At 62.5% G+C, this 16,038-nt stretch carries 19 protein-coding genes; 10 read left to right on the top strand and 9 right to left on the bottom strand.

The features are described 5' to 3' along the window. Positions 1 to 360: 360 nt before the first annotated feature. On the bottom strand, positions 361 to 963 hold the full coding sequence (locus tag O9K64_RS13185; RefSeq protein WP_275098543.1) for a TlpA family protein disulfide reductase: 603 nt from the start codon (positions 961 to 963) through the stop codon (positions 361 to 363). A 6-nt stretch (positions 964 to 969) separates the two neighbouring features. Further along, positions 970 to 1,407 (bottom strand): hypothetical protein, encoded by a 438-nt coding sequence (locus O9K64_RS13180; RefSeq protein WP_275098542.1) that lies wholly within the window; start codon positions 1,405 to 1,407, stop codon positions 970 to 972. 215 nt (positions 1,408 to 1,622) lie between these two features. On the opposite strand from O9K64_RS13180, the gene O9K64_RS13175 reads away from it, so the two are divergent. Then, on the top strand, positions 1,623 to 1,976 hold the full coding sequence (locus O9K64_RS13175) for a hypothetical protein (RefSeq protein WP_275098541.1): 354 nt from the start codon (positions 1,623 to 1,625) through the stop codon (positions 1,974 to 1,976). A gap of 15 nt (positions 1,977 to 1,991) precedes the next feature. Here O9K64_RS13175 and O9K64_RS13170 read toward each other — a convergent pair whose 3' ends face one another. The 6 genes from O9K64_RS13170 to O9K64_RS13145 all read right to left on the bottom strand — a co-directional run bounded on the left by O9K64_RS13170 (position 1,992) and on the right by O9K64_RS13145 (position 6,302). Beyond that, entirely contained in the window at positions 1,992 to 2,624 is a 633-nt protein-coding gene (locus O9K64_RS13170) for a trimeric intracellular cation channel family protein (protein WP_275098540.1), read from the bottom strand. 138 nt (positions 2,625 to 2,762) lie between these two features. Beyond that, positions 2,763 to 3,941 carry an acetyl-CoA C-acyltransferase family protein gene (locus tag O9K64_RS13165; RefSeq protein ID WP_335342293.1) on the bottom strand — a complete coding sequence of 393 codons (1,179 nt, stop codon included), beginning with the start codon at positions 3,939 to 3,941 and terminating at the stop codon, positions 2,763 to 2,765. Positions 3,942 to 4,318: 377 nt separating this feature from the next. After that, positions 4,319 to 4,732, bottom strand: coding sequence for a c-type cytochrome (locus tag O9K64_RS13160; RefSeq protein WP_275098539.1), 414 nt, complete (start codon positions 4,730 to 4,732; stop codon positions 4,319 to 4,321). Between the two features lie 268 nt (positions 4,733 to 5,000). Then, on the bottom strand, positions 5,001 to 5,381 hold the full coding sequence (locus tag O9K64_RS13155) for a heavy-metal-associated domain-containing protein (protein ID WP_275098538.1): 381 nt from the start codon (positions 5,379 to 5,381) through the stop codon (positions 5,001 to 5,003). Positions 5,382 to 5,384: 3 nt separating this feature from the next. Then, on the bottom strand, positions 5,385 to 5,855 hold the full coding sequence (locus O9K64_RS13150; protein WP_275098537.1) for a c-type cytochrome: 471 nt from the start codon (positions 5,853 to 5,855) through the stop codon (positions 5,385 to 5,387). A gap of 66 nt (positions 5,856 to 5,921) precedes the next feature. Continuing rightward, a complete protein-coding gene (locus tag O9K64_RS13145; protein ID WP_275098536.1) occupies positions 5,922 to 6,302 on the bottom strand; it encodes a hypothetical protein in 381 nt (126 codons plus the stop codon). Positions 6,303 to 6,504: 202 nt separating this feature from the next. Here O9K64_RS13145 and O9K64_RS13140 point away from each other — a divergent pair, with 202 nt between their 5' ends. The 9 genes from O9K64_RS13140 (at position 6,505) to O9K64_RS13100 (ending at position 15,163) form a co-directional block, all read left to right on the top strand. Continuing rightward, entirely contained in the window at positions 6,505 to 6,828 is a 324-nt protein-coding gene (locus tag O9K64_RS13140) for an ATPase (protein ID WP_275098535.1), read from the top strand. Positions 6,829 to 6,846: 18 nt separating this feature from the next. After that, positions 6,847 to 7,890 (top strand): V-type ATPase subunit, encoded by a 1,044-nt coding sequence (locus O9K64_RS13135; protein WP_275098534.1) that lies wholly within the window; start codon positions 6,847 to 6,849, stop codon positions 7,888 to 7,890. After that, entirely contained in the window at positions 7,883 to 9,778 is a 1,896-nt protein-coding gene (locus O9K64_RS13130) for a V-type ATP synthase subunit I (RefSeq protein ID WP_275098533.1), read from the top strand. The genes O9K64_RS13135 and O9K64_RS13130 overlap by 8 nt, the downstream gene beginning before the upstream one ends. Before the next feature lie 103 nt (positions 9,779 to 9,881). Continuing rightward, complete coding sequence (locus O9K64_RS13125) at positions 9,882 to 10,325, top strand: ATP synthase subunit C (protein WP_275098532.1); 444 nt, start codon at positions 9,882 to 9,884, stop codon at positions 10,323 to 10,325. A gap of 9 nt (positions 10,326 to 10,334) precedes the next feature. Beyond that, a complete protein-coding gene (locus O9K64_RS13120; RefSeq protein ID WP_275098531.1) occupies positions 10,335 to 10,685 on the top strand; it encodes an ATPase in 351 nt (116 codons plus the stop codon). 2 nt (positions 10,686 to 10,687) lie between these two features. Continuing rightward, positions 10,688 to 11,332 carry a V-type ATP synthase subunit E gene (locus O9K64_RS13115; RefSeq protein WP_275098530.1) on the top strand — a complete coding sequence of 215 codons (645 nt, stop codon included), beginning with the start codon at positions 10,688 to 10,690 and terminating at the stop codon, positions 11,330 to 11,332. After that, positions 11,329 to 13,128, top strand: a complete 1,800-nt coding sequence (locus O9K64_RS13110; RefSeq protein WP_275098529.1) for a V-type ATP synthase subunit A — start codon at positions 11,329 to 11,331, stop codon at positions 13,126 to 13,128. The genes O9K64_RS13115 and O9K64_RS13110 overlap by 4 nt, the downstream gene beginning before the upstream one ends. Continuing rightward, positions 13,125 to 14,504 carry a V-type ATP synthase subunit B gene (locus O9K64_RS13105; protein ID WP_275098528.1) on the top strand — a complete coding sequence of 460 codons (1,380 nt, stop codon included), beginning with the start codon at positions 13,125 to 13,127 and terminating at the stop codon, positions 14,502 to 14,504. Before O9K64_RS13110 ends, O9K64_RS13105 begins: the two co-directional genes overlap by 4 nt. A gap of 17 nt (positions 14,505 to 14,521) precedes the next feature. Then, positions 14,522 to 15,163, top strand: a complete 642-nt coding sequence (locus O9K64_RS13100) for a V-type ATP synthase subunit D (RefSeq protein ID WP_275098527.1) — start codon at positions 14,522 to 14,524, stop codon at positions 15,161 to 15,163. 99 nt (positions 15,164 to 15,262) lie between these two features. Here the strand turns inward: O9K64_RS13100 and O9K64_RS13095 are convergent, their stop codons facing one another. Beyond that, the gene (locus O9K64_RS13095; RefSeq protein WP_275098526.1) at positions 15,263 to 16,012 is read right to left on the bottom strand and encodes an FAD-binding oxidoreductase; all 750 of its coding nucleotides are present in this window, start codon (positions 16,010 to 16,012) and stop codon (positions 15,263 to 15,265) included. Positions 16,013 to 16,038 lie beyond the last annotated feature (26 nt).

The raw sequence follows: 16,038 nt of genomic DNA, 5'->3' as shown, positions 1-16,038 counted from the left end.
AAGTGTTGGTCAGCTTATTTGGTAACCGAAAAAAACGGTTATTTACGGATTCAGCCCGTAGGGTGGATAAGCCGGTAGGCGCATCCACCATTGCTACGGTGAGGAGTGGTACATGGATGTACCGTTTACGGACCTGAGGATGGCAGGCGCAAGCTTATCCACCCTACAGTACGACTGACCAACACTTTCGATTGCACCCCATTTCAACCACAAAAGTCACGAAAAGACACGAAAGATCAAAATGTTGGCTGTAGAATACAAATCACCCGATGGGTGAAGAGCATGGCAAACTTATCTGTTTGAAATATTCCGTGTTTTCCGTGTTTTCCGTGGTTTAACAGCTTTTTTAGGTTTAACTGACTATTCCGTCTCCGCCAGCTCGATTAGCCGATCAATGATCTCGTCGCTGTCCCACTCGCGCAACCCCATGGCACGGTAGACGATCCGCCCCTGCCGATCCAGCACAAAGGTTGCCGGTATACCGGAGAACGGCCACCGCTGCGACGCCTTTCCATCCGGGTCCATCAGGATAGTAAAGGTCACCCCGCTTGCCTGCAGAAACCGCCCGACCACCTCCGGATCGTCCTGCATCGCTACCCCCAGCACCGTCACGCCAAAGGGCCGCAGCCGCTGCCAGGCCTGTTCCAGTGCCGGCATCTCCCGGCGGCAGGGGGTGCACCAGCTCGACCAGAAATTAACCACAACCACCTGGCCCTGATAGTCGCTCAATCGATGCGGTACCCCGTCAAGCGCCGCCAGCTCCAATGGGGGTGCCGGTGTGGCGGGGGTTACCGGTGTCAGCTGAAAAAATCGCAGCGGATCGCGGGAGGCATGACCTGCCTGCGGTGCCACGCCCTGGAACAGCAGCAGCAACAACAGACCCAGCCCCAATAATCCCGGCCGCGGGGTCGATTCCCGGGTCAAGGGAGTACAAGCGCGATGGGGTTCCGCTGGCATTTTCATAGTCGGTTACCGCCGCTGCCACTGATCCAGTCCCTGTTCTTGCTGTCGCCGGAGTTGTTGAGCCCTGCGCTGCTTTTCCCGCGCTCGCTCCAGGCTCCATTCCAGCCGGTACCCGTCCGCATGTTTCACCCAGAACTCATCCGCGGCAATGGCCGACGACCGCTCACTGAACTTCCCCACGACACGCACCTTGCGCAGCACGTAGCGGAGCTTGGTGTTCCAATCCATGTTGGTGATGTAGAAAATTTTCCCATCCTCGGTCTGGATCACAAAGTCCCGTTCCAGCAGCACGTGGGGATCATCCTTGTCTGTCGGGCACACTTCACCCCTTGACGCGCACGCCAGTCCGTTCAAACGTCCCTCGATACGATCGGCCAATCCGGTAGCCGGAACCAGCACCAGCAGTATCGGCCATATCCATAGGAAACGTTTCAATATTCGCATAGTCGATTGCCCGCTGGAGCGGCTGTGCCGGGTGGGCAGCAACCGTGATTTGCATTATTTTTCCGCTTCTGTCTAATAAGGACCGGAATATCAGGGTTATTATTTCATCAATTGCTGATTATCATACCGGGGGCCTTTCCAGTCACACAAGCAACAACGATTTTTATCCGCCATAATGGATGGCAGTTTCTTCAACCGGCCAAGCGAGTCGCCGTATGACTACACCCCACATCCTGACCGCCATTCCCCAGCGACGCTACCAACTCGGTTCCTTTCTGGTCAATATCCTGGGCGATATCAAAACCGACGATCCCACGGAATACCGCTACATCATGGCACTGATCGACGAGGGCGAACAGCAGCCCTGTCTCTACGTCACCGCCGAGGTTAATCCGCCGACCGAACGCCGGCAGGGGCGTTACCGCATCCGCGTGGTGCTGGATGCACAGGAAAAAGAGATGGGTTCGGCCGATGAGTGGGGCGATATCGAAAACTTCTCCATTTTCAGCATGGGTATCGCCGCGAAACTGTATCAGCTGAGCGACGAGGAACCCCGACGGCTGGGGTGACCGGCGATCCGGCCTTCAGGTGTCGGGACACCGGTATCGGGGCAACTTCAGCCCGAACAGGATGGCCGCCGAGCGCAGGCCGAAGCCGACCGCGAAGGCGCCGAGGGTGGCGACCGTCTCCCCCACCGACGCCAAGCGCAGCAGCAGGTAGGCCGAGGCGCCGGCAACCGCCGCCGTGACATAGAGTTCGCGCGACGAGAGCACCAGGGACTCGGCACAGAGTACATCGCGAATTATGCCGCCGAAGGTAGCGCTCATCACCCCCATGCAGACAGCAATCAGGGGCGCCACCCCCTGGTTGAGCGCAATGGCGGTCCCGGTGATGCAGAAAGTGGCCAGGCCGATCGCATCCATCCAGATCAGCGCCCGGTAACGGGAGGCCAGATAGGGCGCCATAAAGTAGGTGACTACCGAGGCGACCAGACAGATCATCACCATCTCCGGCTGCTGCACCCAGTACACCGGGGTCGCCCCCAACAACAGGTCGCGCAGCGTTCCGCCCCCCAGGCCGGTGACACTGCCGATGAGCAGAAATCCGAGTATATCCATCTCCTTTCTGGCCGCTTCCAACGAGCCGGAGATGGCAAACACGGCGATTCCGAACAGGCCGATCCAGTTGATAATGCTGCCCAGGTTCAGTCCGGTCATGGAATCAGCGTCCGTCGCTCGATGACAGCTGGCGGGAGCCGGTCGCGCGCCAGCCCCCGGCACGGCGAAACGCACCACCCCGCGGGAAGCGGGGTGGTGCGGCGCATTGCCCCGAAAGGCGGCGGGTCGAAACAGGACTCAGATCCGCTCTAAGGCCGCGGCGATCCCCTGTCCACCACCGATGCACATGGTCACCAGGGCGTAACGGCCGCCGCTGCGTTGCAGCTCATGGACCGCCTTGGTGGTCACGATACTGCCGGTGGCGCCGATCGGATGACCCAGTGAGATGCCGCTACCATTGGGGTTGGTCAGATCCATCGGCAGACCGAGATCGCGACACACGGCGATCGCCTGGGCGGCAAACGCCTCGTTCACCTCCAGTACATCGAAGTCCGCCACGCTGAGACCGGTCCGCTCCAGCAGGCGCTTTACCGCGGGTACCGGTCCAATGCCCATATAGGCCGGCTCACAGCCAGCATGGGCGTATCCCACCAACCGGGCCAGCGGCTTGAGCCCGTTGGACTCGGCATACTCCGCACTGGCCAGCACCACGGCCGAGGCCGCATCGTTCAGGCCGGAGGAATTGCCCGCCGTGACGCTGCCATCCTTCTTGAATACCGGGCGCAGTTTCGCCATCCCGTCCAGGCTGGCGTCGGCACGAAAATGCTCATCCCGCTCAAACAGGGTGGTGTCTTTGCGACTCTTCAACTCGATCGGAACGATCTGGTCGTTGAAATAGCCCTTCTCCCACGCCTGGGCGGCACGGCGATGGGACTCCACCGCCAGCATATCCTGCTCCTCGCGGCTGATACCCCATTTTTCGGCGATATTCTCCGCGGTCACGCCCATGTGCACCCCTTCAAATGGGTCGGTCAGCGCCCCCACCATCATATCGACGATCTGGGCATCGCTCATGCGTGCCCCCCAACGCAGGCTGGGCGTCATATAGCCGGCCCGGCTCATGTTCTCCGCCCCGCCAGCCACGGCCACATCGCAATGACCGGTTTCAATCTGCTGCGCCGCCGAGACAATCGCCTGCAGACCGCTGCCGCAGAGCCGGTTCAGGGTGAAGGCGGGGGTCTCCACCGGCAGGCCGCCGCGAACCGAGGCGTAACGCGAGATATACATATCCCGCGGCTCGGTATGGATCACATGCCCCAACACGGTATGCCCGACATCGGCCGGGGTCACCCCGGAGCGCTCCACCGCGGCACGCACCACGCTGGCGGCCAGGTCCACCACCGGCACATCCTTCAGGCCGCCGCCGTAACTGCCCACCGCGGTGCGCACCGCGCTCAGTATCACAATCTCTTTCATCGTGCCCATATCCATAGTCCTTTCCACATTCAGGGATGAATGGCACTAAGTTAAGGCAGGAGTCCATTTTTTCGTCATTCCGGCGCAGGCCGGAATCCATAAATTCACCGCGGATGCGGGTTCTGGATCCCGGCATGCGCCGGGATGACGGGGGCTCTGGGCTTAACTTAGTGCCATTCCATTCAGGGATAACATCCGTCAACCATCCTTCCGGCAGCAACAGCCGGCCGCAACAAGGACAACCGCGCGGCATAGCGCTCCAGCTAACTTTAGTGGAGCCGAAGCGGGCAATGCAAGCGGGTATGACAAACCGGAGCCGGATGCAACCCGATCCCTCCGACCGTCTTGGCCAAGCCCGCCCCGCGTCGCCGCTGCCGTCACATACAGCTCATGTGCTTCGGCCCCTGACAGGCGACAATGCGGGGACTCCAGAAGCTTTTGAGATAAGTGACCAGCTGCGCAGCCTGATCCGTTGTAATGACCCCCTTCCAAGCCGGCATCCTCTGGGTGCGCTCCAGTCCCTGCAGAATGGTCTCCACCAGTTGTTCATCGCTGTGGTGCCAGGCATGGGAAGCCTCATTGAGCGGCATGGCGGTGAGATAGCCCGGCGCCCGGATAGTGCTCGGTATGGGCGGTTCACCCACCCCATTCTCCCCGTGACACGCCAGGCAGTATCGCCCATAGAGCGCCTTCCCCGCCGCCACCTGGTCCGGTGACGGCGGCTGACCGGTTTCCGCAAATACCCACTGGCTGACCATCAGCAGTGAAACGATGCATAGCTTCTTGAACATACCAAATACCTTCGTTATAGGCCGAAAAAATCGCGGCCCGGTTAGAAACAAGCGGGCCCTTAGGGCTCGCGAAAGAATAATTTCGTAGTACCGAGGGTGTTCCTGGGCCACGCTGGCAAGGCACGCTTTGCAGGCAATGGCCGCTCCCTTGCCAAAAAGCGTAACGCCGACGGAGGGGTCCAGGGACGACCGAATACCGGAACTAATTTTTGCGCGAGCCCTCAGGCCTACCTGTGGATTCGCGGCACGCTGGATCGATTGGCCCGTCCTACTTTTTCTGCGTGCGATCCTTGGTGATTCCTTTTGGATTGCTGCAGCAGGGAGGCTCCGGGGCATTGGCGTTCTCCCGGGCATTGCGATCCAGGTACTGAAACCACTCCGCCTTTCTGAGCGACCACCAACTGTCCGAGGCCGGAAAGCCGATCGACTCCATGCGCTCCAGTATCTGCTGAAAATCGACCCGAGTCTGGTCATAGGTGACCCGGATACGCCGTTTTCCCGGTATCGTCTGGACCCGCTGCATGCCATCCAGTTCCGCCAGGGAGTGCTCGAGCTGCAGGCCATCGGCCTCGTGGGAGAGTCCGGGAACGGTGATCCAGTGCCGGGTATCCCAGGCACCGCGCATTTTGATGAATTGATCTCTGCTCATGACTTATCCCCGGTTGGCCTGTGCCGCCGCATCACGCTGCACCCAGCTCTGGTAGATCTCCTGCGGCCACTTGGACTGGAACCAGGCGATAGCGGCGATAATCTCGTCATCGGTCAGTTTGCCCGCCCAGGCCGGCATATTGCCCTGACCACCGGGGGAGCCGTTCTTGATCGTGTGGAACAGGATTTTCAGGGGATGATGCCAGGCATGTCCGCTGCCGTTCAGCGGCGGTGCCGGATACTTGCCGTCCGGGCCGGCCTTGCGCCAGTTATCAGCCCCTTCGGCCAGTTTGCCGTGACAGGCCGCGCAGTTCTCCTGGTACACCCGGGCGCCGGCACTGACCTGGTCAAATCGGTACCAGGATCTCACTGCCGCCGAAGCCTGCTGATCGCCTACGGCATTGGCGGCGGGTTCCTCGGAACAGGCGACCAGCAACAGGGACAGAAGTCCCGCAACAATAATTCGGATTTTCAAAACACGCTCTCCAGAGCAGGGCCCGTGGGCCGTATGAAACGATACCCCGGCATTCAGTGCCAGGGGTTACCAAGTCCAGGAGCGTGCGGGAGGGGGTCGTAGCAGGGTGGGCGGGATCGGGCCGGTTGTCCAGACATCACTGGCAGCCTGGAACTGCCGGTCCGAGGAGATCAGCAGGCCATATTCGACGGCGACGCCGGGTTGCGCCCCGAACAAGCTGTCACACTGGTCGCTGCAACAATTCTCACCGGCCGCTGAGACGAGTGTCATATCGAGACAATGGGCATTGTCACCAGGCTGTGCGCAATCGACCTGCATGATGTGCTGATGCATCTTCTGCTGGAGATCGGGCACAGTGACGGTCAGCCCATAGCTGAATCTGAACGGCAACAGGCTGACAAACAGTGCCAGCACAAGGATAAACCGTTTTTTCAGCAGATGATTCATGACGCGGAACAATCCCCTTTTTCATCCGGACTGTCAAGGCGGTGCGGCTACCACAGCGACCAATTATATGACCATTAATCCCATCGTAAGTTTCCCGCCCTGTCCGTTGCGGGGTTGAAAACCGGCCCGCCATCTGATCTGCCGCAATATCAACTACATCGGTAGTTGCTAAACTGTTAATCAGAATAAAACGGGGAACCTCATGGACCAGACACTACAACGCCTGCTGGACGCCGAACGGAGGGCGGAGACCATCGTGCGCGAAGCGGATGAGGAGCGCGACCGGATCATCCAGGGCGCGCTGCAGGAGGCGCATGCCGAAGAGGAGCGATTCGAGGCGCGCATTCCGGATCTGCACCGGTCCTTCATCGACAAGGCGGAACAGCGGGCCGATCAGACCAACAATGAACTGAAGAAACGCTTTGACGAGCACCATGTCGAGCTGCGCAACCTGGCGGAAGAGCGGGAGGCCGAGGCGCTGGAGGCCGCCTTTCAACTGCTCACCGATCCACTGGCCGACGGCTAGGAGAAGACAGGAAAACTCATGAACCCGATCGCCAGCCAGACCTATCTGAAGACCCGCACCAGCGTCATGTCGGGACGGCTGATTGATGACGCGGCGTTTGAGGCCATGCTGCAGGAGCCGTTGCCGCGGCTGGAGGGTGAATTCGGTCTGACCGGGATCAGCGAGCGTGGATTGAGTGAGGCGGAGCTCAACCGCCATATTGAACGGGGCCTGATCCACAGCCTGATGCAGGAGCTGTCGATCCTGCTGCGGCCGCTCGGCGGCACCGCCCGGGATATCCTGGTCTACTGGTCACGCAAGTTTGAACTCCTTAACCTGAAGGCACTGATCCGGGGCAAGCTGAACCATCTCCCCTATGATCAGATACGCGAGAGCCTGCACAGCCTGCCGCCGCTGATCAGCCTGCCCCATGAAACCCTGTTGCGTACGGAAAATGTGCCGGAGCTGCTGCGCCAGCTGGAGCAGACCCCCTACGAAGCCATCGCCCGCCAGGCGCGCCGGGTCTATGAAGAGAAAAACGAGTCCTTCTCCCTCGATGCCACCATCGATCACCGTTACTATACCGGCCTGCTCAGGCACGCGCGGCACTGCGACGCCGCGGATCAGGCCCCGCTGCTGAAACTGATCGGCTCCCTGATCGACCGGCAGAACCTGCCGTGGCTGCTGCGCTACCGCCTCAACTATGCGCTCTCCCCCAGCGAAACCTATTATCTGCTGATCCCCTCGGGACGCCATCTCCACACCGACCTGCTGAAACAACTGGTCAATATGCAGGAGATGGCGCGGATCCTGGAGGCACTGCCCGAGCCACTGAACAGTCGGCTCGCCGGCCTCAGGCAGATCATGGAGGTGGAACAGTCACTGACCGACGACCTGAACCGGCAGGCGCGAAAATGCCTCCAGCTCAGCCCCTCGGCCGTCGCCCGATCCCTGGCCTACATGATGCTGCGGGAGATGGACCTGCGACGGGTGTTCGCCATCATCCAGGGGCGGGTGCTGGCCCTGGACCCGCAGTTGATTCGTCAGGCCGCCGACCTCGGCCGCGGGGTGCCCGGTGTTTAGACCCCTGCCGATGAAACAGGTACTGATCCAGCTGCTGGCGGATGACCTGCCGCTGGCCGCGCTCACCCTGGCGGAGCTGGGTATGTTCAGTCCCGGCGGCGGTGACGACTTCAGCGAGCAGTTTCCCGACGTCCCCGGCACACGCTACCGGGAACTCTATCACCAGGCCTGCACCAGGCTGCAGAAGATCGAATCCCATATCACCCTCAGACCGCTGGGGCCGCTGGCCCACACCCGTGTCATCGGTGAACAGGAGCTGGCCACCACCAATGACTGGCTCGGCGAGGTCTGGGAGCGCTGCTCCTCGTTTGAAGAGCATTTCCGGCGCCTCACCGACGAGGAGCACATGCTCGGCCAGCTGGAACAGACCCTGGATAACTTCGCCGCGCTGAATTTCGACCTCTCGCGGCTGCGCGGCGAGCGCCTGTTTCTCGATCTCCACATCGGCATGCTGCCCAGCGTCAACGTGCCGAAACTGCGCGAGGCCATCGCCCTGGCCGACTACCTGCTGTTCAATTACATGGAGAACACCGACCACACCCATGTCATCATCCTGGGCCCCAAGGGCGCCCGGGAACAGGAGCTCAGGTCGGTGCTGGATACCGCCGGCTTCCACGCCCTGGAGATCCCCCCGGAACTGGATGACGAACCGCAGCGCATACAGGGCGATCTGCGGCAGCGCCGAGACGCGCTCGCCAACGAACGCGCGACGCGCCGCCAGGCGATGCAGACCTGCGGCGACGAGCTGCGCACACAACTGGAGCAGTCTCGCGATCGGCTGATCATGGCCGAACCTTTCGTGGCGATGGAGGATGCCGCACGCAACCGGGGCCAGCTGGGCATCATCTCCGGCTGGATACCCGAACGTGAACTGAAACGGACCGAGTCAGCCCTGCGCCGCCGGCTGGACGGCCCGTTCCGCATCACCGCCACCACCCCGCCGCGGACACGTCACCGGGACGTCCCCACCTACCTGCCGGTCAACTGGCTCACCCGCGCCTTCTCCACCCTGGTCAAACAGTATGGCGTGCCGCGCTATGGCGAGATCAACCCCACGCCGATCTTCGCCGTCTCGTTCATCGCCATGTTCGGCATGATGTTCGGTGACGCGGGGCACGGCGGGGTGATCATCCTGGCGGCCTGGCTGGGCCGAAAGAGACTCAAGAGCTTCACCCCGTTTGCCATCTGCGCCGGCCTCTCGACCAGCCTGTTCGGTCTGCTCTACGGCAGCCTGTTCGGCTACGAACACCTGTTTCAGGCGGTCTGGATCCCGCCCCTGTCCGACCCGCTGTATATGCTGCGCATGGCCCTGTTCTGGGGTATCGGCTTCATGGTGATCATGAGCCTGCTGTATATCCATAACCAGTTGGTCTCCGGCGAGATCAGTCACGCCCTGTTCGCGACCAACGGGGTGGTCAGCGTCACCTTGTATCTCAGCGTACTGACGGGTATCTACCGTTTCGTCAACACCGGGCAATTCGGTCTGCTGCCGGCCGGCCTCAGCCTGGCGGCACTGCTGGCGCTGCTGGCCTTCAAACTGATCGAGACCCAGGCCCCGCCGGGCGAACGCATGCTGGTGGCCGGCATCGAGACCTTCGAGACCCTCACCGGGTATATCTCCAACACCCTGTCGTTCCTGCGTGTGGCGGCCTTCAGCCTGAACCATGTGGCACTGGCCATCGCCGTCTTCACCCTCGCCGACATGATGGAGGGGACGGGACACTGGCTGATGGTGATCGGCGGCAACCTGTTCATCCTGATCCTGGAGGGGGCCATCGTCACCATCCAGGCATTGCGACTGGAGTATTACGAGGGGTTCTCCCGCTTCTTCTCCGGAGACGGGCAGGAGTTCAAGCCGCTGACGCTCTCCCTGCAGGGGGTGAAATGAACCAACCACTGGATAGAACCCGTGGCATGAGCAGAGCGTGGCGTGCCCAGCAAACCCGCCACCCAACACCAACCGATCGAATGTTACCGACAAGGAGTAGAAGATGTATTGGCTGATTACACTGATGACCCTGGGCATCCTCGGTCTCATCATCACCGGGGTAGTCATCGAGCTGCACCCGGACAAGGCGCTCGGCGCCCGGCGCTGGTTCAAACCGGCCATCGGCGGCAACCTGCTGCTGTTCGTCGGCGCCCAGGCACTGCTGGTGTTCTTCGGCATCCAGGAGGTGGCGGCCGCCCCGGCGCTGGCCGATGCAGCGGGCGAGATCTCCCTTGGCATGGGCCTTGGCATTATCGGGGTCGGCATACCCACCGCCTTCAGCACCATCGCGGCGGGTATTGCGGTGGGGCCGATCGGCGCCGCCTCGCTGGCGGTACTGGCCGAGAAACCGGAGATTTTCGGCCGCACCCTGATCTATCTCGGTCTGGCCGAGGGTATCGCCATCTACGGTCTGGTGGTGAGTATCCTGCTGCTGGACAAGCTGTAGAGGCGCACAATGGATCCGCATGGCGACGAATCGACACCCACCCGCATGCTGTTCATGGGGGAGGCGGCAGTGACCGAGGGCTTCCGGCTGATCGGATTCGAGACCTGGGCCGACCCGACCCAGCGGATACTCGACGAGTTGCTGGAGACACTGCTCGACAACCGCCAGAAGGCGTTCATCATCCTCGGCCCTGCCCTGGCCGGATGCGACAGCCCGCTGTTGAAACGGGTCCGCGCGGAGGGGGGACACATCGTCGTCACCCAGATCCCCTCGCTGGCCTCCGCGGATAACTTCCAGTGTGAGATAGACGACCGGCTGCAGTTGCTGCTCGGCGGCGCGGCGCAGTTCTCTCAGGAGTAGTCATGGAACAGGTAAAGGAACTTGAATCGGCCATATTCGAACGTGCCAACCGGCTCGCCGTGGAGTACCGCGAACGGGCCGGGCGCAGTCGCGACAATATCCTGCAGGAGGCGCACAAGCGCCTGCATCTGCGGGAAGAACGCGAAGTGCTGCTGGCCAAATCGCGGGCCGAGCGCACCTTCCGACGCCAGGTGCAGGCGAACGAGTTGAGACTGCAGAAGGAGATGGACCATCTGCGCTGGAACCTGGTGGTGGCAGTACAAAACCAGCTGCGCGACCGGATACTCGCCCTGGTGGAAGACGAGGCGCGATATCTGCCGCTGCTGCAGGCACTCCTGGCCCGTGCCGCCGGCGCCTTCGAGCGGCGACAGCTGGTGGCCAGTGTCAATGCCCGTGACCTGGGCCGGCTGCGGCCGGTCTGGGAACAGTTTGCCGGGGCTGCCGCCGCCGATAAACAGCTCTCCCTCGATACCACCCCCATCAACTGCATCGGCGGCGTAATCGTCAGCAGCGAGGATGGGTTGATCCGCTTCGACAACAGTTTCGAGGGACGGGAGGAGCGGCTGGCCGACCGTATGCACCAGCTCATCCTGGAGCGTCTCTTTCCCGCCGGCACCCTGCATGACAACCTGGGAAGCAGGCGATGAGCAAGAGCGAAAAACAGGGCATAATCCGCGAAATCAACGGCCCGATCCTCACCATCCGGCTACCCGGCATCCGCAACGGCGAGCAGGTGAAGATCGGCCAACTGGGGCTGTTCGGCGAGGTGATCGCGCTCCAGGGCGAGACCGCCCTGGTGCAGTCCTACGAATCGACCGAGGGGGTGCGGCCGGGTGAACCGGTGATCGGCCTGGGCCGGCCGCTCTCGGTCGAGCTGGGCCCGGGACTGCTGGGCAGCATTTTCGACGGGGTGCAGCGGCCGCTGGACAAGGTGTTGCTGGCGTCGGGCGACCATATCGGCCGCGGTATCCATCTGCCCGCGCTGGACCGGGAACGGCTCTGGCACTTTGTTCCGGAACCGGCCAGTGAAATCGGCAGCACCCTCTCCCCGGGGCAACTGATCGGCCGGGTCCAGGAGAGTGCCATTATCCAGCACCGGATCCTGGTGCCGCCCGACCTGTCGGGCGAGCTGCTGGAACTGGCCCCCGAGGGGGAGTATCGCCTGGATGATCCGATCGGCCAACTGAAACTGAGCGACGGCAGAAGCCGCAAACTGAAGCTCTATCACGAGTGGCCGGTACGCGCCCCCCGGCCCTACCGGCGACGCGACCACGGCCTCTCGCCGCTGATTACCGGCCAGCGCATTCTCGACACCTTCTTTCCGCTGCTCAAGGGTGGCAAGAGCGCCGTACCCGGCCCCTTCGGCGCCGGCAAGACGGTGGTTCAGCAGCAGATTGCCCGCTGGTCCAACGCCGATATCGTCATCTATGTCGGCTGCGGCGAACGCGGCAATGAACTGGTGGACGTGCTGGAGACCTTCCCGCAACTGCAGGACCCCTACTCCGGCCACCGTCTGATGGAGCGCACCCTGCTGGTGGCCAACACCTCCAACATGCCGGTAGTGGCCCGCGAGGCCTCGATCTACGTCGGCATCACCATGGCCGAGTACTACCGCGACCAGGGCTACGATGTGGTGCTGCTGGCCGACTCCACCAGCCGTTGGGCCGAGGCGCTGCGCGAGGTCTCCGGCCGGCTCGGCCAGATGCCGGTGGAGGATGGCTATCCGGCCTACCTTGCCTCCCGCCTGGCCGCCTTCTATGAACGCGCCGGCCGGGTCGAGACCCAGGGATGCGGCAAGGGTTCGGTCACCCTGATCGGCGCGGTATCACCGCCCGGCGGCGATTTTTCCGAACCGGTCACCGCCCATACCAAAGAGATCATCCAGACCTTCTGGGCACTCTCCAAGGAGCTGGCGGATGCCCGTCACTATCCGGCCATCGACTGGGTCGGCAGCTTCTCAGAGCATGTCGCCACGGCCGCCCAGTGGTGGCATAAGGAGATCAGCCCGGACTGGCAGCGGCGACGCGGACAGGCATTGGGACTGCTGGCGCGGGACGCTGAGCTGGCACGCATCGTCAACCTGGTGGGACCGGAGGCGCTCTCCTCCGCCCAGCGCTGGGAGCTGGAGGGGGCGGCCCTGATCAAGGAGGGCGTGCTGCAGCAGAGCGCCCTGGACCCGGTGGACACCTTCGCCTCGCCGGAGAAGCAGTTCCTGCTGCTGGAGATGATGCTGACGATCTATGACCGGGGAGCAGAGCTGATCGAACTGGGCATCTCGGTGCAGGAGCTGACCGACCTGCCGCTGATGGCCCGGGCACGGCGCGCCAAGCAGACCTACAGCAGTGAGCAGTGCGACAAGATCCGCGCCCTGATGGAGGAGTTCCGACAGGCCTTCGCCAAGATCCGCCTAGAATACGCCAAGTTCAAGGAGCACACCCAATGAGCGCCCGGGAGTACCGTACCGTTTCATCCGCCCAGGGCAGTCTGCTGGTGGTGCGCCAGGCGCCCGCCGTCGCCTTCGGCGACCAAGTGCTGATCCGCGATCACCGCAACCAGTTGCGCCACGGCCAGGTGATCCGCTGCAGCGAGGCGGAGGCGTTGATCCAGGTGTTCGAAGGCACCGGGGACCTGGACCTGGAGAACACCTGGGTACGGTTTCTCGACCAGCCGCTGGAGATCAACCTGGCGCCGGAGATCCTCGGCCGCATTTTCAACGGCCTGGGTAAACCGAAGGATAGCCGGCCGCCGATCCTCTCCAATGTCCGGCGCAACGTGAACGGTTCCGCCATCAACCCGGCGGCGCGCACCTATCCCCGGGAATTCATCCAGACCGGCATCTCCTCCATCGACGGCCTCAACTCCCTGGTGCGGGGCCAGAAGCTGCCGATCTTCTCCGCCTCCGGACTGCCGCACAACCGGCTCGCCGCGCAGATCGTGCGCCAGGCCAGACTGGTGGATGAGGAGAGCAGTTTCTCGGTGGTGTTTGCCGCCATGGGAGTCTCCTACGCGGATGCCCGCTTCTTTCAGGAGGAGTTTGCCGACTCCGGGGTCCTGGGGAACGTGGTGATGTACATCAACCTGGCCGACGACCCGCCGGTGGAACGCCTGGCCCTGCCGCGGGTGGCGCTGACCGCCGCCGAGTATCTAGCCTTTGACCTCGACCGGCACGTGCTGGTGGTGCTGACCGACATGACCAACTATGCCGAGGCGCTGCGCGAGGTGGCCACCGCCAAGGGTGATGTGCCGTCGCGCAAGGGCTACCCTGGCTACCTCTACTCCGACCTGGCGGAGCTCTACGAGCGCTCCGGCCGGATCAAGGACCGCCACGGCTCCGTCACCCTGGTACCGGTGGTCACCATGCCCTCGGACGACATCACCCACCCGATCCCCGATCTGACCGGCTACATCACCGAGGGGCAGATCGTGTTGAGCCGGGAACTGCACAACCAGGGCATCTATCCGCCGGTCTTCATCTCCCCTTCCCTGTCACGCCTAATGAAGGACGGCATCGGCAAGGAGGATACCCGGGAGGACCATCCCCGGGTGGCCAACCAGCTCTACGCCCTGTATGCCAAGGCGCTGGAGACACGCAACCTGGCGGCCATCATCGGCGCCGAGGAGCTGTCGGAACGGGATCGCCGCTACCTGCACTTTGCCGAGGCGTTCGACAGCCAGTTCATCGGCCAGGGCGAAGATGAGGACCGCTCGATCATCGAGACCCTCAACCTTGCCTGGGAGCTACTGAGCATGTTCCCCAAGGACATGCTGACCCGGGTCAGCGAGACCGACCTGGCCAGGTACCACCGCTCCGACAAGTAGGGAGAGCAGCGAAGCACATGAGCCGACACCAGCTGATTAAGGTCCCGCCGACCAAGAACACCCTGCTGGAGCTGAAAAAGCAGGTGCGCTTCCTGGAGGACGGTCACGCCCTGCTGGAACGGAAACGGGAGCTGCTGACCCGGCTGGTCTATGAGCGGGTGGATGAGTACCAGCAGCTGCGCCGGGAGACCCATGCCGCCATCAAATCCGCCTACCACTGGCTGGGCATGGCCCATCTGCGCATGGGCAGCCGCGCCCTGCAACAGGCGGGGCTGGGAATCGCCCCGACGCTGCGGATCAACATCATCCCCAAACGCAGCATGGGGGTGGAGTACCCCGCCATCTCCAGCGAGCGTCTGCCCATGGAACCGGTCGGGCTGCTCGGCACCGACACCAGCTTTGACGAGACCCGCAAGGAGCTGACGGAGACCGCCCTGCTGCTGACCCGCCTGGGGGAATCGGAGATGGCCCTGAGCCGCCTGATGGCGGAACAGCGCAAGGCCCAGAAACGGGTCAATGCCCTGAAGTACAACATCATCCCGCGTTACCGGGAGACCATCCGTTATATCGAATCGGTACTGGAGGAGGAGGAGCGCAACGTGCTGTTCCAGATCAAGCGGCTGCGTGAAAAGGAGGAGCAGAACAGCGGAGGTTGGTAGCACGGTAGGATGCGGTGAGTAACACGAACCGCATCGAGTCTTTCCGCAAACGATGCGGTTCGCAAGCTCACCAGCATCGATTCCTGAGGAAGGTATCTCTTAGAAGGTGGAAAACTTGTACTTCTCACGCTTCACGCTGCGCGGTGAAAAATCGCGCGCCAGGAACCAGGAGCCAGCCTCGTCGACCATGTCGGGATTGCCGCAGATATAGACCAGGTCCCGCTGCGGTTCGGGAGCCAGCGGTTCAAACAGCACCTGCACCCGGCCGGCCCGTTCATGGTGCCTGGGTGTCTCCGGCATGTGCCGGCTGTAGCAGGCGTGAAAACGGAACCCGGGATAGCGTTCCGCCACCGCCTCGAACTCCTCGCCATAGATCAGTTCCTGCGGACGGCGCACCCCCATCACCAGCTCCACTCTCAGCTCCGGATTCTGCGCCATGCGCAGTTCCAGTTCCGGCAGCATCGCCCGATAGGGTGCCACACCGGTGCCGGTGCCGATCAGGAGGTAGCGGGCGGGGTCGCTACGCGGCAGCACCAGGGCGCCGAACGGGCCGCTCATTTTCGCCCTTTCACCGGGGCTGGCATTAAAGAAATAGTGAGAAGCGGCACCGTTCGGCACGGCCGAGATGGCGAAGCGGAACTCCCGGTTGTTCTTCAGATCGGCCACCCGACCCGCGGCGCTGTAGCTGCGGGTCTTCTCTTCACCCTGATGGAAGAAATCGATAGAGAAAAACTGCCCGGGGAGATAGCTGATGGCCGCCTCGTCCTCGCGTATATAGGTCAGCTCGAGCGTATTGGGCGCCAGCACGCTCTTCTCTTTCAGAATCACCGGGTAGCGGGGACTGACCATGACAAGACTCCTCCAGCCGCCACCCG

This window comes from Sedimenticola hydrogenitrophicus (assembly GCF_029017505.1).
In the GTDB taxonomy this organism is placed as follows: Bacteria; Pseudomonadota; Gammaproteobacteria; order Chromatiales; family Chromatiaceae; genus Sedimenticola; species Sedimenticola hydrogenitrophicus_A.
Note: the sequence above shows the minus strand (reverse complement) of the source record. Positions and strands in the feature narration are given on the sequence as shown.